This is a genomic window from Salinarchaeum sp. Harcht-Bsk1 (assembly GCF_000403645.1).
Taxonomy (GTDB): Archaea; Halobacteriota; Halobacteria; order Halobacteriales; family Salinarchaeaceae; genus Salinarchaeum.
On record NC_021313.1, the window covers coordinates 1,797,631 to 1,820,200 of the forward strand.

At 65.1% G+C, this 22,570-nt stretch carries 22 protein-coding genes; 10 read left to right on the forward strand and 12 right to left on the reverse strand.

All coding sequences use genetic code 11. The features are described from left to right. Window positions 1-201 precede the first annotated feature (201 nt). Window positions 202-1,209, reverse strand: coding sequence for an alanine dehydrogenase (locus L593_RS08110; RefSeq protein WP_020446467.1), 1,008 nt, complete (start codon window positions 1,207-1,209; stop codon window positions 202-204). A gap of 344 nt (window positions 1,210-1,553) precedes the next feature. Between L593_RS08110 and L593_RS08115 the strand changes: the two genes are divergently transcribed. Next, a complete protein-coding gene (locus tag L593_RS08115) occupies window positions 1,554-3,203 on the forward strand; it encodes a hypothetical protein (protein WP_020446468.1) in 1,650 nt (549 codons plus the stop codon). 274 nt (window positions 3,204-3,477) lie between these two features. After that, a complete protein-coding gene (locus L593_RS08120; RefSeq protein WP_020446469.1) occupies window positions 3,478-3,756 on the forward strand; it encodes a hypothetical protein in 279 nt (92 codons plus the stop codon). Between the two features lie 233 nt (window positions 3,757-3,989). Here L593_RS08120 and L593_RS08125 read toward each other — a convergent pair whose 3' ends face one another. Beyond that, a complete protein-coding gene (locus tag L593_RS08125) occupies window positions 3,990-4,931 on the reverse strand; it encodes a DMT family transporter (RefSeq protein WP_020446470.1) in 942 nt (313 codons plus the stop codon). A 154-nt stretch (window positions 4,932-5,085) separates the two neighbouring features. On the opposite strand from L593_RS08125, the gene L593_RS08130 reads away from it, so the two are divergent. Next, window positions 5,086-5,712 (forward strand): hypothetical protein, encoded by a 627-nt coding sequence (locus L593_RS08130; RefSeq protein ID WP_020446471.1) that lies wholly within the window; start codon window positions 5,086-5,088, stop codon window positions 5,710-5,712. A gap of 507 nt (window positions 5,713-6,219) precedes the next feature. On the opposite strand, the gene L593_RS08135 is transcribed toward L593_RS08130, so the two are convergent. Both L593_RS08135 and L593_RS08140 read right to left on the reverse strand, forming a co-directional pair. Then, window positions 6,220-7,305, reverse strand: a complete 1,086-nt coding sequence (locus L593_RS08135; RefSeq protein ID WP_020446472.1) for an aminopeptidase — start codon at window positions 7,303-7,305, stop codon at window positions 6,220-6,222. Between the two features lie 59 nt (window positions 7,306-7,364). Continuing rightward, complete coding sequence (locus tag L593_RS08140; protein WP_020446473.1) at window positions 7,365-8,399, reverse strand: hypothetical protein; 1,035 nt, start codon at window positions 8,397-8,399, stop codon at window positions 7,365-7,367. Between the two features lie 128 nt (window positions 8,400-8,527). On the opposite strand from L593_RS08140, the gene L593_RS08145 reads away from it, so the two are divergent. Then, the gene (locus tag L593_RS08145; RefSeq protein ID WP_020446474.1) at window positions 8,528-9,568 is read left to right on the forward strand and encodes a low specificity L-threonine aldolase; all 1,041 of its coding nucleotides are present in this window, start codon (window positions 8,528-8,530) and stop codon (window positions 9,566-9,568) included. 27 nt (window positions 9,569-9,595) lie between these two features. Here L593_RS08145 and L593_RS15975 read toward each other — a convergent pair whose 3' ends face one another. Next, window positions 9,596-9,742 carry a hypothetical protein gene (locus L593_RS15975; protein WP_187292661.1) on the reverse strand — a complete coding sequence of 49 codons (147 nt, stop codon included), beginning with the start codon at window positions 9,740-9,742 and terminating at the stop codon, window positions 9,596-9,598. A 267-nt stretch (window positions 9,743-10,009) separates the two neighbouring features. Here L593_RS15975 and L593_RS08150 point away from each other — a divergent pair, with 267 nt between their 5' ends. Next, window positions 10,010-11,344, forward strand: coding sequence for a PKD domain-containing protein (locus L593_RS08150; protein WP_144060730.1), 1,335 nt, complete (start codon window positions 10,010-10,012; stop codon window positions 11,342-11,344). Window positions 11,345-11,362: 18 nt separating this feature from the next. Here the strand turns inward: L593_RS08150 and L593_RS15335 are convergent, their stop codons facing one another. Beyond that, window positions 11,363-12,688, reverse strand: coding sequence for a PQQ-binding-like beta-propeller repeat protein (locus tag L593_RS15335; protein WP_187292606.1), 1,326 nt, complete (start codon window positions 12,686-12,688; stop codon window positions 11,363-11,365). A gap of 187 nt (window positions 12,689-12,875) precedes the next feature. Between L593_RS15335 and L593_RS08160 the strand changes: the two genes are divergently transcribed. Continuing rightward, window positions 12,876-13,850: a formyltetrahydrofolate deformylase gene (locus tag L593_RS08160; protein ID WP_049894397.1), complete on the forward strand. Its 975-nt coding sequence runs from the start codon at window positions 12,876-12,878 to the stop codon at window positions 13,848-13,850. Window positions 13,851-13,906: 56 nt separating this feature from the next. Here L593_RS08160 and L593_RS15980 read toward each other — a convergent pair whose 3' ends face one another. Further along, a complete protein-coding gene (locus tag L593_RS15980) occupies window positions 13,907-14,083 on the reverse strand; it encodes a hypothetical protein (RefSeq protein ID WP_020446478.1) in 177 nt (58 codons plus the stop codon). 389 nt (window positions 14,084-14,472) lie between these two features. On the opposite strand from L593_RS15980, the gene L593_RS08165 reads away from it, so the two are divergent. Next, window positions 14,473-14,730 (forward strand): hypothetical protein, encoded by a 258-nt coding sequence (locus tag L593_RS08165; protein ID WP_020446479.1) that lies wholly within the window; start codon window positions 14,473-14,475, stop codon window positions 14,728-14,730. Window positions 14,731-14,818: 88 nt separating this feature from the next. On the opposite strand, the gene L593_RS08170 is transcribed toward L593_RS08165, so the two are convergent. Beyond that, window positions 14,819-15,949: an Lrp/AsnC family transcriptional regulator gene (locus L593_RS08170; RefSeq protein ID WP_020446480.1), complete on the reverse strand. Its 1,131-nt coding sequence runs from the start codon at window positions 15,947-15,949 to the stop codon at window positions 14,819-14,821. Between the two features lie 176 nt (window positions 15,950-16,125). On the opposite strand from L593_RS08170, the gene L593_RS08175 reads away from it, so the two are divergent. From L593_RS08175 to L593_RS08185, 3 genes are all read left to right on the forward strand, one after another. Continuing rightward, a complete protein-coding gene (locus L593_RS08175) occupies window positions 16,126-17,070 on the forward strand; it encodes an SDR family NAD(P)-dependent oxidoreductase (RefSeq protein WP_201764621.1) in 945 nt (314 codons plus the stop codon). A gap of 271 nt (window positions 17,071-17,341) precedes the next feature. Next, complete coding sequence (locus L593_RS08180) at window positions 17,342-18,409, forward strand: anthranilate phosphoribosyltransferase (protein ID WP_020446482.1); 1,068 nt, start codon at window positions 17,342-17,344, stop codon at window positions 18,407-18,409. 452 nt (window positions 18,410-18,861) lie between these two features. After that, entirely contained in the window at window positions 18,862-19,101 is a 240-nt protein-coding gene (locus tag L593_RS08185) for a hypothetical protein (RefSeq protein ID WP_020446484.1), read from the forward strand. A gap of 1,143 nt (window positions 19,102-20,244) precedes the next feature. Here L593_RS08185 and L593_RS15625 read toward each other — a convergent pair. The 4 genes from L593_RS15625 to L593_RS08205 all read right to left on the reverse strand — a co-directional run bounded on the left by L593_RS15625 (window position 20,245) and on the right by L593_RS08205 (window position 22,411). Continuing rightward, complete coding sequence (locus tag L593_RS15625) at window positions 20,245-21,051, reverse strand: hypothetical protein (protein WP_144060731.1); 807 nt, start codon at window positions 21,049-21,051, stop codon at window positions 20,245-20,247. A gap of 15 nt (window positions 21,052-21,066) precedes the next feature. After that, a complete protein-coding gene (locus L593_RS15630) occupies window positions 21,067-21,249 on the reverse strand; it encodes a hypothetical protein (RefSeq protein ID WP_144060732.1) in 183 nt (60 codons plus the stop codon). A 505-nt stretch (window positions 21,250-21,754) separates the two neighbouring features. After that, complete coding sequence (locus L593_RS08200) at window positions 21,755-22,171, reverse strand: PIN domain-containing protein (RefSeq protein WP_020446486.1); 417 nt, start codon at window positions 22,169-22,171, stop codon at window positions 21,755-21,757. Window positions 22,172-22,180: 9 nt separating this feature from the next. Further along, window positions 22,181-22,411, reverse strand: a complete 231-nt coding sequence (locus tag L593_RS08205; RefSeq protein WP_020446487.1) for a hypothetical protein — start codon at window positions 22,409-22,411, stop codon at window positions 22,181-22,183. Between the last annotated feature and the right edge of the window lie 159 nt (window positions 22,412-22,570).

Here is a 22,570-nt window from a genome sequence, read left to right on the forward strand (position 1 = left end):
AGGCTGGGGAGGAATGAGGGTGCAGTCGGGTGGGACTGGAAGGGGCCGACCGGTCGATCCGCCCCCGGCGAAGTAAGCACTGGAGCGAAGGAGCGTAGCGACTGAGGGAAGCGCGCAGCGAGCCGCGGCTGGTCGAGCGGGCGGGGGCTTCCAAGGAATCAGTCACTCGAAAGTCGGCCCCGCAAAACCCAGAACCCACATTCAGTCCAGCCCGAGCAGGTCGAACGGCGTCCCCTCGCCATCGGCCGTCGCCCGCTCGTAGACGACGTGCGCCGCAGCCACGTCCTGAATCGCCAGCCCAGTAGAATCGAACAGCGTGATCCCATCGTCCGCCGTTCGTCCCTCGACGTGCCCGGTGACGATCGCCCCCAGCTCGCCGTAGAGATCGTCCTCGCCGAACTCGCCGCTGGCCCAGGGTACGTTGATCTCGCCGGAGTGGGTGCACTGCTCGTAGTCGTCGATCACGACCTTGGCGTCGAGCAGCGTCTGCGCTTCGTGCTCTTGCTTGCCCGCCGCGTCCGCGCCGATCGCATTGACGTGGGTGTGCTCGCCGAGCGCCTCGCGGGGGACGATCGGCTCGCGCACCGGCGTCACCGTCGAGAGCACGTCGCAGCTGGCGGCCTCCTCGATCGAGCCGCCGCGGACGTCGAACTGGTCGCCGAAGGCCTCCACGAACGCCGCCACCCGTGCGTCGTCGACGTCCGAGACGACGACCGTCTCGATCGGCCGAATCTCGGCGATCGCCTCGAGTTGCGAGTAGGACTGCACGCCGGCGCCGACGATCCCAAGCGAGGTCGCGCCCTCGATCGCGAGGTGGTCGGTCGCCACCGCCGCAGCCGCGCCCGTCCGCTGGAGGGTCAGCTCCGTCCCGTCCATGATCGCCAGCGGGTACGCGGTCTCGGGATCGGAGTAGATCAGCGTCCCCATCACAGTGGGAAGATCGTGGTCCGATGGGTTGTCCGGGTGGACGTTGACCCACTTGACCGCCGCGGCGTCCCACTCTTCGGCCGTCGCCGAGCCCGTGACGTCGAGGTAGGCCGGCATCGAGCGGAAGTCGCCGTTGTACTGCTCGAGTTCGATGTAGGACTTCGCGGGCATCTGCACGTCGCCGCGATCGTCCGCGGCGAACGCCTCCTCCACCGCCGGGATCACGTCCGGCATCTGCGCGTTTGCCGCGACCGCGTCGCTGTCCAGTAGGAGCGTCTGCATGATTTGGGGTGAGCAGGCGAGTCGTATAGTGGTTCGCCCGCCAGGTGTTCGTGATCGTGCCATTGGAGACGCAATGGTGAAACATTCTGGCGAGGAATGCAGGGAAACCGCCTTGGAAGCCCCCTCCCGGTCGTCCCCTTCCAGTCCCGCCCAATGGTGGCTCGTCGAATCGAGCGGAGCTGCGGTGGATGATCGAGTCGTGCGAAACCCTTGGACGGTCGAACCGCACGCACCCGGCGGACGGCCGAGCAGCAGACATTCGCGCCCGGACGGCCGCCAATTTCCCGTCCAGACCCCGGATTCGGCCCGCATGGCTTTGCCCCTCCGGCTATAACTCCGCCATCGTGCGCAGTGGCGATACGATCGTGGAACCGGGAGCGGACCGACGGGCAGCGCCCCGTCCCGTTCCGGGATCGTCGCCAACGTCGGAGCCAGCGGGCGGTGGTCTGCTCGGCCCAGTCCGTGCCGGCCCGGGCTACTCGCCGTGGAAGGACCCGACCGTCCTGCTCCTCCTGGTGATCTCGCTCGTCGCAGCAGCGCTGTTCGTCGGCGGCGCGACGTTCGGTCCCGCGCTCTCCGGCGGCGGTGGGGGTGGCGTCTTCCCCGTCATCGACATTTTGACGGGCGACGACGGCGGGGATGGGACCTCCCTCTCGCTGGAGGCGAACCGGTCGGAGCTACAGATCGGCGAACCCGTCGCGTTCACCGTCACCGACGGGAACGACACGCCCGCACGGAACGCGAGCGTCTCGATCGGCGGCGCGACCTACGCCGCCGACGAGTCGGGGCGGGTCGTCGTCCTGATCGACCGCGCCGGACAGCTGTCGGCGACGGCGACCGCACCGGGTGCCAACGACTCGACGCGCGAGAGCAACGAGGTCGCAATCTCGGTCGCACCGCGACCCGTCCAACTCGCCGTGCGAGCCAATCGCTCGGTGGCGACCGCCGGCGAGCCGATCGCACTGACGCTCGTCCGGGACGACATCGGGACTGCGGTGCGCGGGTCGATCGCGACCAGATTCGTCGCGGAGGGCGACCACCTCCCCGCCGGTGGGATCCAGCGTCACAACGGTTCGCAGTCCGTCGTCGTCCCCGATCGCGCGGGCCGACTCATCGTCGTCGGCACGCGGGAGGACAGCGGCGGCGAGACCTACCATGCCCACGTGGGAACCGTCGCGGTCGAACGCCGAACCGTCGGGCTCGACGTGTCGGTCGCTCCGAGCGAGATCGTCGCCGGCGAGTCCGTCACCGCGACCGTCCGGCGGGCCGACACGGACCAGCCCGTCGCTGCGACGCTGACCGTCGGCAGCCGGACGATCGAGACCGGCGTGGACGGGCGCGCCGCGGTGCCGTTCGACGCGGCCGACACGGCGACGATCCGGGCGACCGCGGCGCAGACGCCTGCCGTCTCCTTCGCACCCGGTGAGGCGCGGGTCACGGTCGAGCGACGGGAGGTCCCGCTCGCGCTGTCCGTCGCACCGGCGGCGATCACGGACGGTGGCAGGGTCACCGCCACGGTCACGCGGACGGACACCGGCGAGCCGATCGAGGGGACGGTGACGGTCGCGGGCCAGTCCGTCCAGACCGGATCTAACGGCACGGCGACCGTCGAGGTCGCGTCTCCGGGGCAGGTCGAGATCGTCGCCAGCGCTCCGGACACGCCCACGGAGACGTTCACGTCCGCCGCCGAGACGATCACGGTGCCGAACGCGACGATCGACCTCGACCTCCTCGACGCGCCGGCGTCCGTCGCCCCGGGCGAGTCGTTCTCGATCGAGGTCCGCGCGACGAACCGCGGGCCCGAGGCGGGGACCGACACCCTCCGCTTCCAGGCCGGTGCCGAGACCGTCGCCGACCGAACCGTTTCGCTCGCTCCGGGGAACCGGACTGTGCTCTCCTTCGAGACGACGGCGCCGGACGCGCCCGACGAACTGGTCGTCGGGGTCCGGGGCAGCGACGGGTCGATCGAGGCGACGATCGACGTCGAGGAGTGACCCGCCCCGTCGCCGATCGCGCGCTCGACCGGCGTCGACAGCCTGGAACGCGAGTCTCGACGGGATCGTCGCGCAGACCGACGCCAGTGAACGTTCGTGCAGTTCCGGATTCGTGCCGTTAGCTTGCTCGATAAAACGTTTCCACGCCGCTGTGGCTCTCGTAAAACGTCGGTATACGCGGATTGACTCGCGTAAAACGACTCGAAAACGACCCAACGCTCGGCCCGTTATATGATGGTCGCCGTTCTGGTCGTGAATAGGCGAGGTGCCCACGATGTCGAGTCCCCCATCCCACCTTGAACTTCCCTCCGACGGTGCAGACGCATCGTTCGACGAGCGCGCCCGATCCGTGCTCCAGACCGCGCGACGCCACGTGTTCACCCCCGTGCGCGCCGCGGGGTTCTGGAGTGCGATCGCCCTCCCGTTCCTCTACGTGCCGCTCGTCGCCACCGGCCTCGAGACCGAGGCCGAACTCTCCGTGTTCCTCGCGCTACTGGCGGCCAACGTGGTCGCCATCGCGCTGGGACACTCTCACTCTCCCGGACGAAACTGACCCCTCCCTCCGAGGGACGCACAGCTTCACGACTGCTCCCGAACCCCAACGCATCCACCCTGGGACGCGGGACCAACGCCGGGTGGCCCCACGCGGGCTCGCGGTTCGAGTTCGCTCGGCCGACCCCTGCCAGGAGGCGCCGACGCGCCACCCAGCGCTGGGGCCCTCGCCATCTTCTGCGGCTCCGTTCCTTCGACTCACGAGCACCGCCACTCGCTGGTCCTCCCGACGTCTCAGGACTTCTCCCGCTTCTCGCCCCGCAGTAACGACCGGAGTGCCACGACCTCTTCGGCCAGCGCACGTCGCTTGACCAGCGCGAACCCGGCGGCGATCGTACAGAAGCCGGCGACCGTCACCGCGTCGACGGTCTCGCCGAGGAGCAGCCACCCTACCACTGCGGCGACGATGGGCGCAACGTAGGAGACGAGGTTCACCTCGATCGGACCGAGCCGATCGAGCAGGGCGAAGTACAGCAAGAATCCGGCGGCGCTCGCGACGACGGAGAGGTAGCCGATGGCGAGCAGCGCCTCCGCGGTGAGCGTCACGCCGGCCAGGGACTCCCCGGGCATCGCGAGGCTCACGGCGTGCATGAGGAGCGCGCCACCGAGCATCGCCCAGGCCTCCATCGTGATCGTCGGCAGTTCGGTGTCGGCTCGCTGGGTGAGGACGCTCCCGAGCGCGAACGCCGCGGCGGCGCCCGCGATCAACGGCACCCCCACCGCGTCGGGTGCGAGGAGGTTGTCGGGATCCGGGCGCGCGATGAGCCCCACGCCGACCAGGCCGAGGCCGAGCCCGAACAGGCCGACCACCGTGAGCCGTTCCTGTGGAAGCGCGATCCGTGCGAATCCCGTCGTGAGCACCGGCGAGAGGCTGACGACGATCGCCGCCGTCGCACTCGTGGTGTGTTGCTGCCCGACGAACAGCAGCGCGTGGTAGGCGGCGATCAGGAGCGCCGCCCCGACCGCGACGACTGCCCACTGGTCGCGGCCACGGGGAAGCGGCTGGTCGGTCGTTGCGTACGCGTACGCGAGCATGATGATGCCGGCGACGTCGTACCGCAGCGCGGCGAACAGCACCGGCGGGAAGTACTCCAGCCCGGCGGTGATCGCGACGAACGCCGATCCCCAGACGGCAGCCAGTGCGAGAAACAGGAGCGCGTTCCGTCGTGCGGACACGCTCGAAGGTCCGAGCGGGGGTGTTCAAACCGTTTCGGTCCGAAACGCGTCGGCCGTCGATCGGGGCGTCGCCACGAGAATGCTGGCCGCATCGGCCGACAGCGACGGCCCGATCCACCCAAGCATTCATGTTCGAACCGCTACAAACGGAGGCATGGCCGCTCACGGCCGGCCGGCGTTGCGCGAGTTGTTCGACGACTCACCCACCCCGCACATTGCTCATCCGCCGCGAACACACCACCGTGACTACTACCTCGCGACCGACGGGTCCTTTCGCGAGATGGGCGGTGGGCTGGGCGTCGTCGCAGAAACCCGCACTGGCGATCGGGTGCTCCGACTCTCCCTCCCCGACGCCGCTCCCGACAACAACGTCGCGGAGTATCGGGCCCTCCACCTCGGGCTCGACGTGCTGGCGGCGCGAGTGCCGCGGGGTTCCAGCGTGGGCGTCCTGATCGACCACGACGACCTCGCCGCCAACGTCAACGCCACCGTGCTCGCCGACGGCTCGCGCACCCGGGATCCGTTCCCCGACGTGACGCTCCCGCCAGCGACCGCCCACCACTGGCGAGGCATTCGCGCCCGGATCGCCGGCTTCGGCGGCTTTCGGGCCGCCCGAATCGACAGCGACGTCAATCCGGCCCATCCGCTCGCGAACGATCCCGACAGCTACGCCCACGTCAACGAGGAGTCCGATCGCTCCGTTCGTTCGGGGCCGGATCCCCTCGCCGACGGCGAGCAGATCCCGCCGCCGTCGAGGGCGGATCGACACGCAGGGAACTGAGGACGAGTTGCTTTCGGATCGAATTTGTCCATTACCGCGATAGCGAAAAGCTTGGAAGCCCCTGACCGCACGCGGTGAATGGTCCACGCTGCGCGAAACCCCGGTGCCCCACGTCGGCGCGCTGCCGCCGGCTGCGAGCCGCTTTCCGGCGAGCAGCCAGTCGCGCGACACCGTGCGAGGGCCGAGCGATGCTGGATCGAAGATCCGGCAAGTCAGTGGCTTCGCCTCAGGCACCGCAGCGAGTGCAGCGAAGCGAGCGAGGGCTCGGAAGTCGCAGCCCGCGAGCGGAGCGAGCCGGACCGTCTTCCGGTGCAGAAGGTTGGAGAGGATCGAGGCGCGGTGGGCGGGACATCGAAAGGGGCCGACCGCTCCGGGAAGCACGGCGAAGGAAGTACTGGAGCGACCAGAGGGAGCGAAGCGCACAGCGAGCCGCGCGACCGGAGCAGTCGGGGCTTTCGAAGAAAACTGAAACCAAACGCGGCTCCTCAGAAACGAAAAGGACGCAGTTCAGCCCTCGAAGCCGTCCTCGAAGACGAAGGTCCCGTTCTGCTGCACCACTTCCCCGTCGAGTTCGATCCGGGAGTCCTCGCTCATGTCGACGATCATGTCGACGTGCACGGCGGACTTGTTCTGCTCGTTGCCCTCGGCGACGGTGTCGCCGTAGGCCCGCCCCACCGCCATGTGGACGGTGTCGCCCATCTTCTCGTCGAAGAGCATGTTGTAGGTGAAACGGTCGATGTCGCGGTTCATCCCGATGCCGAGTTCGCCGAGGCGGCGCGCGCCGTCGTCGGTCTCGAGGACTTCGGTGAGAACCTCCTCGTTCTTGGCCGCGGAGTGCTCGACCACCTCGCCGCCCTCGAACTTCAGATAGGCGTCCTCGACCTCGCGGCCCTGGTGGTACAGCGGCAGGTCGAAGAGGACCTCGCCCTCGACGGAGTCGGGGATCGGCGCCGTGAAGACCTCGCCGCCCGGGAGGTTGTGCTCGGCGTCGTCGTTGATCGTCGGGTTGTCGCCGAGTTTCATCGTCACGTCGGTGGTGTCGCCGGAGACGATCCGGACCTCGTCGGCGTCGTCCATCCGGTCGACCATCTGCTGCTGGTGGGCGGCCTGGGCCTCCCAGTCCTTCGTGATCGCGTCCCAGACGAAGTTCTCGTACGCCTCGGTGCTCATCTCCGCGAGCTGGGCGTTCGCGGGCGCCGGGAACTGCGTGAGGTTCCACTGCTTGGAGAGACGCTCCTCGCGCACGGGCATCATCGCCTGGGTGTGCGCGGAGTTGGTCTCGGGGTCGACGTCGCTCGTCTCGGTGACGTTCTCGTTGGCCCGCACCGAGATGTGGACGTCGCTCTCCTCGACCATCGCGAGGGTGTGCTCGGGCGTCTCGAACTCCTCGGCGGATTTGAGGTACGCCCGGCCGACCCTGTCGCTCCCCAGGAGCGTCAGGGGCTTCCCGCCGCGGTCACCGACGACCTCGACGAGCGCGACCACGAGGTCCTCAGCGACCGGCGGCGCGCTGATGACGACGTTGTCTCCCTCCTCCAGTCCGACCGAGTGATCGATCAGGATCTCGGCGTGCTCCCGAATGCGCGGGTCCATGGAGGATCGTGATGTTTCGGTGGTGAAACCCGTTCCGATTGCGCGCCGATACGATCGCTTCACGTGGCAGTCGCGTGCCACCGCTCGGCCAGCCCGGCCACGTACTCGGCGTACTCGCGTCGCGCGGCTTCCCACGCCTCGCCGCCCGCCTCGTACCGTTCCGCCAGCGCGTCGAGACGCTCCGCGTCGTACCGCGAGGCGAGGCACATCGACTGAAAGACTGTCGAGTCGGTTGGGTCCGCCGAATCCCGTACCGCGGCGATCCGCTCGTGAATCGCCGCGGGCGCCTCGGCGAGCGACACCCCGGCGTCGGTGGACTTCGACTGCTTCGGCACGCCCTCGAACCCGGGCACCATCCGGGTGAACAGACCCCCGATGCGCCCCGAGATGCCGGCGTCGTCCCGGAACGAACGCGCCCAGGGGAGCAGATCCGACTCGTCGGCCCCGAACACGAGCAGGAGCTGCTCGTAGTTCCCCTCCACGAGCGGGTGGAGGAAGTCCGCGCCGTGGAGCACGCTGCTGTGGGCGTCTGCGGCAGCGGAGGTCGGTGCCGGAGCGTCGTCTCCGGGTGCCGCTTCGTACGCTGCATCGACCGCACGTTCCCAGTCCGTCCTCGGTCGGTCCGCTCCGGCGTCTCCCTGCTCCGTCGGGTAGTACCGGGCGATTCGGTGTCCGGTCGCCATCGCGTTCGTCGCCTCCGACTGCGTCCGCAGGGTACCCCGCTCCGGGTCGAAGCCGAGGTCGAGTGCGAACGCGCGGTAGCGCTCCGCGAGCCGACCGATTCGTTCGATGTCTCCGCCGCCGTGGTACGGCTCCAGATCCGCGAGCACGAACTGCACGTCCAGGCCGGCCTCCTGCAGTTCGATCGCAGTCAGGAGCTGGCCGACTGTGCCGAGGTGCGGCGGGCCGGTCATCCCGACGCCCATCGTCGCGAGCGTCGGCCGATCGAGTGCGGACTCGAGGACGCTCGCCCCGTCCGCGGCCACGAATCGGCGTCGGAGCGGACCGAGCCAGTGTGGTGCCGAGTCGCGATCGATCCGGCCGTTTCCGAATCGCTCCCGGAGCGCCTCGTAGTGCGTCGCGAGTCGCGACATGCTCGAACCGACGAACTCCAGCCTGAAGTGCTAAATTGTGACGAGGTACCGTGTATCGTGGTCCTGGCGGGCCGCCGGATGCCGGCAAGCAGGCCAGCTATATCAGGCCCCGTTGCCAACGCTCTGGCATGATCGATCTCCGCTCGGACACCGTCACCACGCCCAGCAACGCGATGCGCGACGCTGCCAGGGACGCCGACGTCGGCGACGACGTCTACGGCGAGGACCCGACCGTCAACGAACTCGAAGCCGCGGTCGCCGACCGACTCGGCTTCGAGGCGGCCGTCTTCGTCCCGACCGGGACGATGGGCAACCAGATCGCGATCCGCACCCACACCGAACCCGGTCAGGAGATCCTCGTCGATCGGGAGGCGCACGTCTTCAACTGGGAGGTGGGCGGCCTCGCCCTCCACAGCGGCCTCCAGACCCGGCCGTTCGAGGAGACCGTCCGCCGCGACGGCCGAGAGCGCGGCGTCCCCACGCCCGAGGCGATCGAATCCGGCTACGTCGAGGAATCGGTCCACCGCGCCGGCACGGGATTGGTGAGTCTCGAGAACACTCACAACGGGCGGGGCGGGCTCGCGATTGCCCCCGAGCGGATCGACGCGGCCGCCGAGGCCGCCCACGACCTCGGCGTACCGGTGCATCTCGACGGGGCCCGGTTGTTCAACGCCGCCGTCGCTCACGACGTGCCCGCCGAGCGGTTCACACGGCAGGTCGACTCCGCGATGGTATGCCTCTCGAAGGGGCTGGGTGCGCCGATCGGCTCGATGCTCGCCGGATCCGCCGAGTTCGTCGAGGCCGCTCGCCGCAACCGGAAGCTCCTCGGCGGCGGGATGCGCCAGGCCGGGATCGTCGCCGCGCCAGGGCTGCTCGCCCTCGATTCGGTCGACCGGCTCGCCGACGATCACCGGAACGCGGACCGACTCGCCGTCGGTCTCGCGGACCTTCCGGGCCTCGACGTCGTCGCTCCGGAGACCAACATCGTCCTCGTGGACGTGAGCGACGCCGCGCAGGACGCGGCAGCGTTCAAGCAGGCCTGCGCGGACGCCGGCGTCGCCTGTACGACGATGGACGAGACGACCGCGCGCTTCTGTACCCACCGGAACGTGGACAAAGCCGACGTCGACGAGGCGCTGTCGCTCGTCGCGGACGTCGTTCAGGACTGAGTTCGAGCCGCTTCGAAGCGACCGCAGTCAGCGGTTCGCGTCGTCCATCCCTTCTTTGAAGCCCATCACGGTCCGCCGGAAGAGGAGGAACCCGAAGAAGATCAAGCCGAGGAGGACCGCTGCCAGGATCCAGAACAGCGGATCGAAGCCGAGCAGCGCGGGGGTCGATTGCATAGGCGCTGCTACCGCGGGGGACCGCAAATGCGTTTCGACGAGAGGCGCGCACGCGCGGCCTGAGTGGCGGTACAGGTGAGGCGGGAACGGAATCTCTGGCTAGCGCCTGATTCGGTTGCTGCAAGAAACCCCGGGAATGGGCCGAGTCGAACAGTTTTAAATAGTGATGAGGGAGTTAATCTTCTACACGATAAGATGAAAGGAAAAACGGACGTTCTTTCGTTCAGTCTGGTGCTTCTCCTCGTCGCTGGGGCGGTGGTAGCGCCCGTGAGCGCTGCAATTGCTCCGGCCGACGCCACAGCAGGCGAGCCCCCGCGTGCGGAGGCTGGACTGGACCAGGAGGTCCAGCGGAACGCGTCGGTGCTGCTCGACGGCTCGCAGTCGTTCGCTCCCGACGGCGAGATCGTCGAGTACGTCTGGTACGTGACGACGCCCGATGGCGGGACGATCACGCCGGACTGTGATTCTGCGGACTGCAGCCTCGCGAGCTTTCAGGCGCCGGAACTCGGCGAGTACGAGGTGCTGCTCGCCGTCGAGGACGACGACGGTCGTCGGCAGACCGACACGATGTACGTGACGACGGTGCCCCGCGGTGGGTTCGGCGTGGAACTGACGGGGCCGAATGCGACTGCGGCGGAAGGCAATCTCACCGCGACCGTCGCGCCCGGCGACGCCGACGTGGAGAATATCACCTGGTACCAGGGCGATCGGGAACTGAGCAACCGGACGCTGCCTGAGAACGGTGGGATCTTCAACCGCTCGACGTACGTCGTGCCCGGGACGACGTATCGTGCAGTCGTGACGAACTCGTGGAATCAGACGGTGAGCGATTCCTGGACCGCGCCGGGCGGTGGTGGCACCTGGACGCCCTCGGGGCCGTCGGGCGACTACCCCCGGATCGAAGGGCCGGCGCTGGTGACAGGGGCGCCGGATTCGACTGACGGCGGCTGGCGCTACTCGAGCACGCCGTACGTGGTCCGGACGAACGACCGCGGTTCCGTGACCGAGAGCACGTGGACGGTCAACGGTGAGAGCGCACCCGGCGGGTACTTCGATTCGGACACGCGCTTGCGGCCGCCGCTCTCGCCGGGGCCGAACATCGTGTCGGCGAATCTCGAAGTGACGTTTTCGGAGACGGTGGCGAACGCGGATCACGACGCGAGCAACGTGAGCTCGCAGGACTACGTGCAGAACGTGAGTGAGGCGTCCGTGTTGCAGCGGCGGGTGCTCGTGGATCCGGCGCCAAATCTCAATGCTTCCGTCCTATCGCAGGGCGAGGAGGAAATCGCAATCAGGTACGATGTCGAAGATCGATACAATCCTGTCGAGTCGCTAGAGGTATCGATCTCTGGAGCACAGGCTGGTGGTACCGGCCCTCTCGATAAAGATGCAGAGGGGATTCTGACTGTTCCGGTCCCAGACGGATCATATGGGTCGGAGTCTGTCACTGTGAGCGTCGTGGATGGACGGGGTCAACGAAGCAGGGTGTCGATATCTGCCGAATTTCCGGAGATGACTATCGGCGACGTACCCGAGCATATTGGCGATATGCCCTCGGATGAGTCCGCACATTTCGGGAACTCCCCGGTATTCGCTTACTGACCGAGTGGACGCCCGACGCTACTGTATCTGCAATGCGACGATGAATCCTTTTGAGCCAGCCGCGTAGAGGCGTTGCCTGGCTACTGCCCATTGATGGTATTCAGATATTTCATCCAAGGTCTTCGACCACGCGCTCTCTCCATTTGCTATCTCGACGGCTTTCAACGTGCTATCGATTTCTGGCCCATAGTGGCCCCAGAGAACGCAATCTCCACTGATGACCGGTCCTGTGTTGACCGAGTTGTTTGTCTCGACGGACCACTGTTGGTGCCCAAGCGATGGGTCGAGAGCGTACAGTGTCCCAGAATTTTGATTGGTTGACATCGCGAGAACGGTTCCATCCGAAATAGCGAGACCTGACTCGATCGGTCGATCTGTGGGAAAGACACCCACCTCTGTACCGCTCGAATCGAAGGAATGAACCCCATCGTTTGCGCCAACGAACACTCGGTCGTTGGAGACGGAAACGCCAGTTTGGAAGTCGTAATCTGTCGTCCGTACGAGGGGCCGTCTGTGACCCGTCTCGATATCGATTGCAGAGAGTTCGTGTGAGTCGTTTTCGGCACCCTGCGATCGAGGAATGATGACTTCTCCGGCAAGCACCGCGGGAGGTTCAGAATACGAACTGCCGTACACACCGCTTGGCATCGTCCATTCCCCTTCGCCACTTTTCGCATCTACTGCCTGCACCCGGGAAGTCGTGTCTCCAAAGATCACCAAATCATCAGCCACGGTCAATTCCCCAACGCCATACTCGGAGGGATACTGCCACTGCTCGGTGCCATCGAATCGGTCGTATGCTTGGAGATGGGTCTGGAACGGGACGATCAGAAGATCGTCGTATATTGCTGGGGTGGAGTCAATTTTATCGCCTGAAACTGATTCCTTCCAGTGGGTTTGACTGTCTTCCCCGACGGCATAGACGGTCCCATCTTTGTCACCGACGTAGACGATGCCGTCGGCGACGACCGGGCTGGACCGAATTCCGCTGTCCGTTTCGAATTGCCAATCCAACTCGGCACCCGCGGGCGATGGAGCGGGAACGGCGGCCGTATTCTGCGCGTCGTACTGCTGCATCGGCCAGCTGGTCACCGGATCGGGATCGGGTTCCGGCGGATCATCGTCACCTGGATCGCTCGAATTACCGTCGGTCCCGTTTCCGTCGGTGCCGTTCGGAACGGGATCGGTCCCGTTCGGCGGTTCCGAGGTGTCGTCGGCTTCACCGTCTGCATAGCTTCCATCGTCACCGCTGTCACCGACGATATCGAGACAGCCAGCGAGACCAAACGAACAGCAGGCGAGCCCGGCGCGGAGAACACTGCGCCGGTCGCGTCGGTCGGACATGCTCTGTTGCATGGGTAACTGCCCTAAATACATTCTGTTATGGGACGGATTCAGTGAACTGGTCGGATGCTGCTCTCGCTAGTGAAACCGCTGGAATGCAGCATCCGCCCAGACGGGAAGTCTTTTGCGCGCCGACCTGCCACGGAACGAGTATGCAGCCGACAGTCCCGACGCGGAGGTGGCAGCGATGACGAGCGAGTTCACCGAGATCACGGTGATCGGAGACGACGACACGGGACTGATCGCGCGGACGACGACGCTCCTCTTCGAGCACGGCATCAACATCGAGGACCTCGATCAGGCGGTCCGGGAGGGCCTCTTCCGGATGTCGATGACCGTCGACACCTCGGAGATGGAGTGCACGAAGGACGAACTGCGTGCGGACCTCGCGGAGCTGGGCGACGACCTCGGCGTCGAGGTGCAGGTTCGCTTTCCCTCCGAGCGGGCGACGCGACGGATCGCCGTCCTCGTGACCCAGGAGTCACACTGCCTCGAAGCGCTCCTCGACGCGTGGGCGAACGACGAACTCGGCGCGGAGGTCTCCGTCGTCATCGGGAACCACGACGACCTCGAACCGCTCGCGGCGAGCCACGGCGTCCCCTTCCACGACGTCGGCGGCGAGAGCGGCCAGCCCGACGAGGACGAACTGCTCGACCTACTCGCGGAGTACGACGTGGACCTGATCGTCCTGGCCCGGTACATGCGGATCCTCTCCCCGAAGGTCGTGTTCCGCTACGAGGATCGGATTATCAACATCCACCCGAGTCTGCTACCGGCGTTCCCCGGAGCGAGAGCCTACGAGCAGGCCCGCCAGGAGGGCGTCCGCGTCGGTGGCGTGACGGCCCACTACGTGACGACGGACCTCGACCAGGGCCCGATCATCACCCAGCGGGTGTTCGACGTGCCCGACGGTGCGAGCACCGACGAACTCGAACGCCGCGGGCAGCCCCTCGAGGCCGAGGCGCTGCTCGAGGCCGTCCGGCTCCACCTCGAAGGCGAGGTGCACGTCCACCGCGGCCGGACGCACCTCCGCGACGAGGCCGATCCCGAGGGGTACCAGCTCGGGCTGTCGCCGGAGGCCCGTCGCGCGAACCCCGACCGCCCGCTGGACGGACTCGGCGACGCCGTACGGAGCGAGGAAGCCGAGGGCTCGTCGGATTGAGCACCTGTTCTACAGATTGATTCCCCCGAGCGGTTCGGCCCGCTTCCAGTCCGCCGTTACGCGGCGTCCCGACAGTCCTGGCTGCAGAAGTGTCGCGATTGCACGGTCCCGTCCTCGACCCACGTCTCGACGACGTGCTCGGGGTCTTGCAGGATTGAATCGCCACAGGTCTCGCAGGTCGGCGCGTCCTCGGGATCGACGTCCTCCCCGAGGTCCGAGGTCGGATCTACCATTTGGCGTCGGTGCGGGATGGAGGGAGAAAAACGTGCCGTCACGGATCGGCTGGCGGAGCGTGGTGGGCGCCAGCCCATCGGAAACTCGACAGGTCCAATCGGCCGAAATCGGACGCTAGCGGGTCTCCAACCTCACAACAGGCATAAACGTGCTCGTCACCAAATCCGGATGGACGCACGCCCACTGTCACACGCTCCATGGGATTCCGTGCGTCCGCTCCTTGTCGAACCGGGAGCGGTCGCACTGCATGCCCCCGTATCCTGGGGGTCGGCCCGCTTGCCGGGACACGTCCGGGACGGCGCCGCCACAACCAGCGGCCCAGGAACCAGCCGATCCCGGGGCCGGAACGGAACTTTCAAGGGTGCAACTCGGGGAGATACGAGCAGGAATGACGCCGGTACCGCTCCAGTGGATGAACGACTTCCTGCTGGCCTACAACATTGGCCACGCAATTCTGGTCGGGTTCGTCCTCTCCGTCCTCGCCATCCTGCCGCTGCAGTCTCGGAAGGTATTCGCACTCAACGCCGGCCTCTTCGGCACGCTCTTCGTCATCACGCCGATCAGCGCGTCTGCGTACCAGTGGCGGCTGTTCGGGTTCGTGTTGCTCGTACTGGCGCCGCTGCTCTATCTGACGTCCGACGAGTAACGGCAGCGCTCGCGATCAGTGTCTGATTGGTGCTGGAACCGTTCGACTCCGACAGCGACGCTGACGGACGGAAACGCCTCGCACCGCGCTACTCCAGCAACGCCTCGTATCGCGCGCCAGTCTGTTTCAGCGTCTCCGTCGAGAAGAGGCGCTCGTGCTCGACGGGAAGGTACTCCTCGGCGAGTTCGTCGACCTTCCTGTCGACCGCGTCGGCGTCCCGGCCGTGGATCATCGTGAAGAGGTTGTAGGGCCAGTCGCGCTCGGGCCGTCGCGGCCGGTGGTAACACAGCGTGACGTATGGGAGCCCCCCGACGGCGCTGCCTCGATCGTCGAGTTCGTCGTCGGGGACGTCCCAGACGACCATGCAGTTGCTGTCGAACCCGGTGGCGACGTGGTTGACGATGCAACCGATCCGCTTGACGCAGCCGGCGTCGCTGAGCCGTTCGATCCCCGCGAGCACGTCGGCGACTGTCGCGTCGTGCTCGGCCGGGAGCGATGCGGCGACGTCGCGATAGGGCGTCGTCGAGACGGGGAACCCCTCCTGGATCGCGAGGAGGAGGTCGGCGTCGAACGCCGAGAGGTCGCCCCGGGCGGACTCGGCGATCCGGGTGGCCTCGACGCCCTCCGCGGCGGCGCTCTCCCGGGCGAAGCGGTCGTCGTTGACCACCGGGAACTCGAGGTCGATGTAGTAATCCGTGAGCATCGGGAGCACAAGCGGTTCGAGTCCGGTTTCCTCGGCGATTTCCGCGAGGATCTCGTCGCGACGATCGAGCGACCCCGCAGTCACGACGAACCACATGTTCCACTCGTGGTCGCGGCGGTAGTTGTGGTTGACCTGCTCGTGGCCGTTGACGACCTCGGCGACGGCGGCGAAGCGGTCCTCGGCGGTCCCGTTGCCGTCCGCCGTTCGGTCGCCGTCACCTGTGGTTCGCTCCCCGTCAACTGCCGTGCGCTCGCCGTCCCCCTCGGGCACCTTGAGCGCCGCGAGCGTCGACGCGCCGATCACAGGCGGGTTCAGGACGGGGCCGAACCGTCGGAGGAGCCCGCGATCGAGCAGCGCCTCGACCCGGTCCCGGGCGTCCTGTTCGTCGGTGCCAACGGCCTCCGCGACGACACGGAAGGGCCGCTCTTCGATCGGGAACCCGCTCTGGAAGCCGTCGAGGATGCGCGCGTCGACGTCGTCGATCGACGCCCGCCAGTCCCCGGTCGCCTCACTCATTGGCCAGCCTAAGTGAGTGGGGTGTGTATCGCTTTCGGGACCGGAATCGCGTCGCTGTCGCCCCCGTCACCGCCCGTCCTACGATATCGGGGCAGCCGGGTCGATCCCGCATTCAACGACTGACTCCGTCGCCGCCTGCCCAAGCGACTTAGCCGATGACGGTGCAACCGACGGTCGTGTCATCCACGAGCACCACCGACCTCGACGACCGGACCGTCGTGCTCACCGGCGGAACGAGCGGCATCGGGCGCCGGGCGGCGCTCGATCTCGCCGATCGCGGCGCTATGGTCGCCGCCGTCGGCCGGGACGAGGAGCGGGGCCGCGAGGTCGAGACTGCCGCGGCGGACGCGGCAGGGGATGTCGCGTTCCACCGCGCGGACCTCGCCGAGCAGGCAGCCGTCCGCGAACTGGCCGAGGAACTGTTCGCGAGCTACGAGGAGATCCACGCCCTCGCGAACAACGCCGGCCTCGCCCGGGGCGACCGCATCGAGAGCCCGGACGGCGTCGAACTGACGTTCGCGGTCAACCACCTCGCACCATACCTGCTGACCCACGAACTGCTCCCCCGGCTCCGGGAGAGCGCGCAGTCGATCGACGGCCCAGCCCGCGTCGTCACGACGAGTTCGGGCCTCCAGTACCGCGGCGAACTGGACTTCGACGACCTCCAGTTCGAGTCGGGCTACGACGGACTCGACGCGTACTCGCGATCGAAACTCGCCAACGCCGTCTTCACCGTCGAACTCGCAGAGCGCCTCGACGCCGCTGGGATGGGTCCCGACGACGGTGGAGCGGGATCCGCGGCCGACGGTGTCGTCGCGAACTGTTTTAGTCCCGGCTTCATCCGCGGCACCCGCATCTGGCTCGGCAGCGCCTGGCGCTCGCGCCTGCTGACGTGGCTCGTGGCGTGGGTCCCCGGCGTCGGCACGGACCTCCAGACCGGCGCCGACCGGATGGTCGACCTCCTCGCGGCACCGGAGTACGGCGAGCGAAACGGGGTGTACGTCGATCAGGGCGAGGAGCAGTCGCCGGACTACGACGCGCAGGATCCCGCGGTCCGGGAGCAGTTGTGGGACGTGAGCGCGGACCTGGTCGGCGTCGATCCCGACTGGCCGTCGGCGTGAACGTCTGGGCTGAAAGCTCGCACGCTAGCTGGCGACGGCCGCTCGCCGGCGAGCGGTTCTCGACCGATCGCCGTCGGTGCAAGCTCCGACGTGGTTCGCCTCGCTACCGCTCGGCTCACCGCCAGCGCGCGCAGACGCGGAAATTCGAGCGTGGCGATTCTTGGAAGACTCCCCCAGTACCACCCGCAACGCGCCCGGCGTTCGAACACGTTCGTCCAGCGATTCACGCGGGAACGACGGGCCTTTGCCGACGAACCACGAACGCGCGGGCATGGCAGAAGCGACCCAGGAGTTCGGCGAGTGGCCCCTGAAGCGACTGATGACCGCAGTGGTCGGCTCGGGGCCGAAGTCCGCCGACGACATGGACCGGGCCCAGGCGCGGGAGGCGTTCCAGCGAATCCTCGCTGGCGAACCCGACGACACGACGCTCGGCGCGTTCTGGCTCGCGAACCGCTGGAAGCGCAACACGCCGGAGGAACTCGGCGCCTACGTCGACGTCATGCACGAGGAGTGCGTCGACACCGTCGCGCCGGAGTGCGATCCCGTCGACTGCGGGGCGAACTACGACGGCAAGGGTCGCTCCGCGATCCTCGGCGTCGCCGCGGGGATCGTCGCCGCCGGCGCGGGCACGCCCGTCGTCGCCCACAGCGGCGACCGGGTCCCGACCCAGAAGCAGGACGCCTACAAGCACGTCCTGGACGAACTCGGCGTCCGCACCGAACTCGAGCCCCAGGAAAGCGCCGACATGGTCGACGAGACCGGCTTCGGCTTCTACTACCAGCCGGCGTTCAACCCCGGCATCGACGCCCTGGAGGACCGCCGCGACCAGATGGGCGTCCGCAGCTTCGTCAACACGATCGAGACGCTCGCGAACCCCGCGGACGCCTCGGTCCACCTCGGGAGCTTCTACCACCTCGCGTTCGCGAAGAAGATCGTCGAGACCGCCCAGGAGAGCCAGGAGTGGACGCCCGACCGCGTCGTGATGTTCCAGGGGATGGAGGGCTACGACGACATCCGCCCCGGCTACACGAAGGTCGCGGACTGGCAGGAAGGCGCCGACCTCGACGACTACGAGATCGAGACTGCCGAGTACGGCATGGACTTCGAAGAAGCCGACCTCGAGGTCGACGACGTCGCCGAGGACTCCGCGGCGATCACGGAGGCCGTCGTCACTGGCGAGCGCGAGGACCACTTCGCCGACGCAGTGGCGCTGAACGCGGCGTTCAGGATCTTCGCCGGCGGCGACGTCGACTCGCTGGAGGACGGCCTCGACGCGGCGCGCGACGCGATCGCCGACGGCTCGGCGGAAGCGGTGCTCGAGGACCTCCGCGCGTACTGATCCCCTGCGAGCAGCCCGATCTTTTCGACGCGACCCCTCGCTCGGTGTCGAATCGGTGACGCAGGCCTTCAGCAGGAATCTACTAGTAGATAGTCACGAAACAGTCGATTCCGGTAGTCGAAGAAACAGGAAACCCTCTTCGGAATGATGGCTTCGAACAACGACAAAACCCTGTACCAAGGGGAGGTCGAGAAGGAAGCCTCGCAAGTGGTTGATCAACTTCGTCTCGGAGGAATCAACATCTCCATCACTGGATTCTGAGAGTGGATCGTGGCTCCCACCAACTCACGATGACAACCGTCGGTCTTGTTCCCCCGGCCCCCTCCCTCGCTTCACGTGATTTGCCACCACGGCTGCATGGTGTGTAATACCGTTATGTTATCTGTATGAGGGTACTGCCATAGAGGTTGGCCCCTATTCCGTTGATTGACGACGGGACCTCCGGCCTTCAAGTGACATACTCTCTCGGCAGTGATGAGGAAATGGCCGAGGCAGTAATCAATGCCTTCCACGCTGCCAATATCGATGTCTTCGACAAACCGACAGAGCTCGATGATTGGGTCAGTACTGACATCTTCGAAACCCTCCACTGGACTGATCGCCCGGTCTTCCTGAGCACACGCATTTGGGACCAACGGGTCGTACTGTGCGCCGAGGAGGTACGAATCTATACCACCGGCGACCTCGAATGAGTCTGCCTCTGACCGGAGAGCAGCGATCGGAGTCCTTTTTCTCCGGGGCGAAGCGACCGCTTTAGTCCGGCGAGCACTCCCCGAAAGACGTTGCAAGAGATGTGCCTTCCAACTGGTACGGCACGAACTGTTATATCCGAACGTCAGGTGTGGAGGTGACGATCCAAAATATTGGCTCGGCAGTCGGGTACGAATCTGGGCGCGAAGCCACTCACAACCTTCTGTGTAGTAATCCCGCCTGCTGGCAACCGAACTGGCAATCGATGGATCCGAACTGAGTCGCTCCCTTATGCGGGTGTGATCACATTCTGTTTGCTCGACCGAGACTGGATTTCGTGCCCACACTCGGGACACTCGTAGTCGAGATGGGTGGCGTGGACGTGGATGATCCAGTCTCCGTTGATGCGACTTTCGTGTGAACAGTTCGGACAATAGAGCGTTGCCTTGTGAGGCAGCTGACGCTCGGCGTGGTTGTTGGAGGGAACCATTTCCACTTCTATGGCTCGTACCCGGATAACGGTGCCGTTGTCCGTTCGGTACTCTATTGAGAGTAATACTCTGGATGCGAATGCTATGAGGATGCGGTCCTCTTCGAAGCGTCAGCGGCGGCTCAACCACTGATGGGTCTCGAACATCGGGTGCACTCACTTGAGAAAGGAATCGGGCGGGTGGAGGACAATTCTGACTGCCACCAGCAGTTGGTTTGTCCGTTACGAGACCACGAGCGGCGGTATAACGACCGAGATGAATCACTCAGTCTCTCCGACGAGTGGCTCCAGAGAAGCAAACTCGCTCGGGTCGTTCGGCGGCGTAGCTGATGCGTAGGTACTAGTATTCAGAGAACTCTGCAGCGTCGAACTCACCAGCCAGCTACTGCTCTCTCCGGGGGAATTTCGCAGTCAAAATTGATTCGGCAGTCGCCTCGCGCGCGGAAAATCACGCGAATTGCTCGATCGAGGGAGATGACGACGCGGAATCCGCGGGTGAGGGCTGGAGCCTCGGGCTGCGTGGCGGGATAGAATCTACTGCTAGCTTTCTCGTGACGCAGACCTTCAGCAGGAATCTACTAGTAGAACCGGACTCGAAGCGGTATTCTTCTGCCTATATTGTTCCACGCCTCGGCAAGTCACTGGCCCGCGGTCGCTACCCCGTAGTTTCGGAAATATACGATTCGACAGCTTCCGCATCAACGTTTGAGCCAGGAGTCATGCCCATGTCGTAGAGTTCTTGATCTCCGACAGCCAGACGGTAGTGTTCGAGGCTTTCGCCATAGGCTTGAATGTGTTTCCCGGTTTCCAGTTGAACGTCTGCAGCCTTCTCTATGAGGTCCAGTATCGGACCGATCGAACCTGCTGACGGGATGTGGTCGTTAAATATCTCTTCGAGAAGATTGTTGCTGATGCCAAGTTTTCTCCGCTGAAGGTTATCCAGGTCATCGGCATCTTGGTCAATAAAACCCTGCAGAGATCCGATAGCTGATTTTTTCTCTCGTTCATAACCGAGGCCGGTCTGATCTTCCGGCTGATAGCCATCGACAAATGGGTTGAATACTCCGCCGGTGTTGATATCTTCTGTTACAGGAGCAATTGTGCCTGAGGTTGTGTCTACGAATTGCCATGGGTGTTCCCCGTCTATGTCTGTATTTTCTAGATCTGTGTAGACAATCGCTGTGCCGTGCTGACTTTCATTAACATATATTGCCCGGAATGCTTTTCCGTTGTTTTGTTCCTGGTATTGGTTTAGTTCTTGGTTGAATGTGTTGGCTATTTCTTGGATTGTTGCTGCGAATCTGTGATTCCAGGCCGAGAATGCTGTTGGGTGTACGTGTCTTTGGTGTGTCCTGACTGCGTTTTGTGCGTCGCCGATAATGTGTTCCAGTTGTGTGAGTTCTGAGTACCATTCTTTGTCCCAGTGGCCGTACCCTTCTGTTGAATTATGGTTGGAGAACAAAAGTCCTTGATTATTTCAGTTGTATTTTTCTTGGTTGTTATTCTCCAGCTCCTGAATCACCTGATCGTAGACAGCGGCCTGGTGCCACTCCGAGACGCAGTTCTCGTAGAGGGCTGCCCTGTCGAAGCGGTGATCGTCCCACGTCTGCTCCGTATTTCGCGTCCCAATGTTCTGCCCGGACGCGTCTTTCAGATCCACGATATACGCCGCAGGCGGCTCTTCCGACGGGCCCTCTCCGTCGCCGTCGGAGTCCGTTCCGCCATCGGCATTCGACGTTTCAGCTCCTCCCGATGCGACAGTGTCGTCCGCGGAGCTATCGTCGTCGGAACCGCCAGACGAGCAGCCAGCCACTGCGACGCCCACGGCCGTTGCTACGCCCCCGAGCAATCGCCGGCGTCGAATCCCGCCCGCCATTCAGTTACCGTAGGTCAGTGAAGTGAATACTAAATACGTTGGGGGAAGCCAGGCATTCGACCTCAGCTGCGAATCGGCTCTCACCACTGGCACTTCTCTCGGTCGATTTGATCGTGAGCGGCTATCAGGAATACATTTCCCGGCGTGTATCATCCCGGATGGGGCCCGCAGAATTCGGCCGCCTCACACCTGAACGGTCGATTCGTTCGATGGTCGAACGAGCTAGTCGGTGTCACGTGATCCACGTACGGTCAAAACCGATCAGAAGGGAGAGCAACTGTACTCCGAGTCAGATCGTGTCGAACGAGTCGATCACATTGCTCGTCGAGAACGTCTCGACCACGTCCTGTTCGTCGAAGTCGGAATCGTCACTCCAGATAGCCGCATCGCGGGCGATCGCACACGCTAGGTAGAGTACGTCGTCGGGGTCGGTCTCGCCGATTGCGTCATCTGCCCGCTCGATGGCCGGATAGAACTCAGCAGCAGGTACGACTTCGACGTACTGGAACAATAGGTCGATAAACTGTGCCACTCGGTCCGGCCCCATCCCGGACTTCTCGACGATCAACTCCTCGTAGTTCTCGATTTCTTCGGAGACGAACGCTGGTGTCAGCAGGTCAGGTTCGAGCGTGACAATGAGCTCCCGCGTTTTCGAATCGGCGATGAGTGCGGAGATGACGACGTTGGCGTCGACGACCAGCTTCATTCGTCCAGTCTACGCCGATTCTTCGTCAACGCGCTTGCGCCCGCTCTCGTTGATCTTGTCCGCGATTTCCTGCACGTCGCTCTCAGTGAGTTCGCTCTCGCTGGTGAGTTCGTCCATCACTTCGAGCGTCTCGATTTTGTCCTGGATCGCCTGGCGCGTGACCTCGCTCCAGTTAATCTCGGGGTGTTTCTCCATTCGCTCTTTGAGATCGTCGTCCACGTTGACCGTGATACTGGGCATACGGATATCTATGGGATTACAGAATACTGTGTCTTTCGGTGTATTTCAACCTCATGAATTCGGCCGCCTCACACGCAAAGGTCGATTCGTCCGATCATCGACCCAGAGCCTGCAACGCCACGGACATCTTTCTGATTTGAACCATTAGTGGGCGCGACA

What these genes read in the sequence shown, in the direction of transcription:
- L593_RS08110 (WP_020446467.1), bottom strand. Translation starts at nt 1,209, where the DNA reads ATGCAGACGCTCCTACTGGACAGCGACGCGGTCGCGGCAAACGCGCAG.
- L593_RS08120 (WP_020446469.1), top strand. Translation starts at nt 3,478, where the DNA reads ATGTCGAGTCCCCCATCCCACCTTGAACTTCCCTCCGACGGTGCAGAC.
- L593_RS08130 (WP_020446471.1), top strand. Translation starts at nt 5,086, where the DNA reads ATGGCCGCTCACGGCCGGCCGGCGTTGCGCGAGTTGTTCGACGACTCA.
- L593_RS08135 (WP_020446472.1), bottom strand. Translation starts at nt 7,305, where the DNA reads ATGGACCCGCGCATTCGGGAGCACGCCGAGATCCTGATCGATCACTCG.
- L593_RS08140 (WP_020446473.1), bottom strand. Translation starts at nt 8,399, where the DNA reads ATGTCGCGACTCGCGACGCACTACGAGGCGCTCCGGGAGCGATTCGGA.
- L593_RS08145 (WP_020446474.1), top strand. Translation starts at nt 8,528, where the DNA reads ATGATCGATCTCCGCTCGGACACCGTCACCACGCCCAGCAACGCGATG.
- L593_RS15975 (WP_187292661.1), bottom strand. Translation starts at nt 9,742, where the DNA reads ATGCAATCGACCCCCGCGCTGCTCGGCTTCGATCCGCTGTTCTGGATC.
- L593_RS15335 (WP_187292606.1), bottom strand. Translation starts at nt 12,688, where the DNA reads ATGTCCGACCGACGCGACCGGCGCAGTGTTCTCCGCGCCGGGCTCGCC.
- L593_RS08160 (WP_049894397.1), top strand. Translation starts at nt 12,876, where the DNA reads ATGACGAGCGAGTTCACCGAGATCACGGTGATCGGAGACGACGACACG.
- L593_RS15980 (WP_020446478.1), bottom strand. Translation starts at nt 14,083, where the DNA reads ATGGTAGATCCGACCTCGGACCTCGGGGAGGACGTCGATCCCGAGGAC.
- L593_RS08165 (WP_020446479.1), top strand. Translation starts at nt 14,473, where the DNA reads ATGACGCCGGTACCGCTCCAGTGGATGAACGACTTCCTGCTGGCCTAC.
- L593_RS08170 (WP_020446480.1), bottom strand. Translation starts at nt 15,949, where the DNA reads ATGAGTGAGGCGACCGGGGACTGGCGGGCGTCGATCGACGACGTCGAC.
- L593_RS08180 (WP_020446482.1), top strand. Translation starts at nt 17,342, where the DNA reads ATGGCAGAAGCGACCCAGGAGTTCGGCGAGTGGCCCCTGAAGCGACTG.
- L593_RS08200 (WP_020446486.1), bottom strand. Translation starts at nt 22,171, where the DNA reads ATGAAGCTGGTCGTCGACGCCAACGTCGTCATCTCCGCACTCATCGCC.
- L593_RS08205 (WP_020446487.1), bottom strand. Translation starts at nt 22,411, where the DNA reads ATGCCCAGTATCACGGTCAACGTGGACGACGATCTCAAAGAGCGAATG.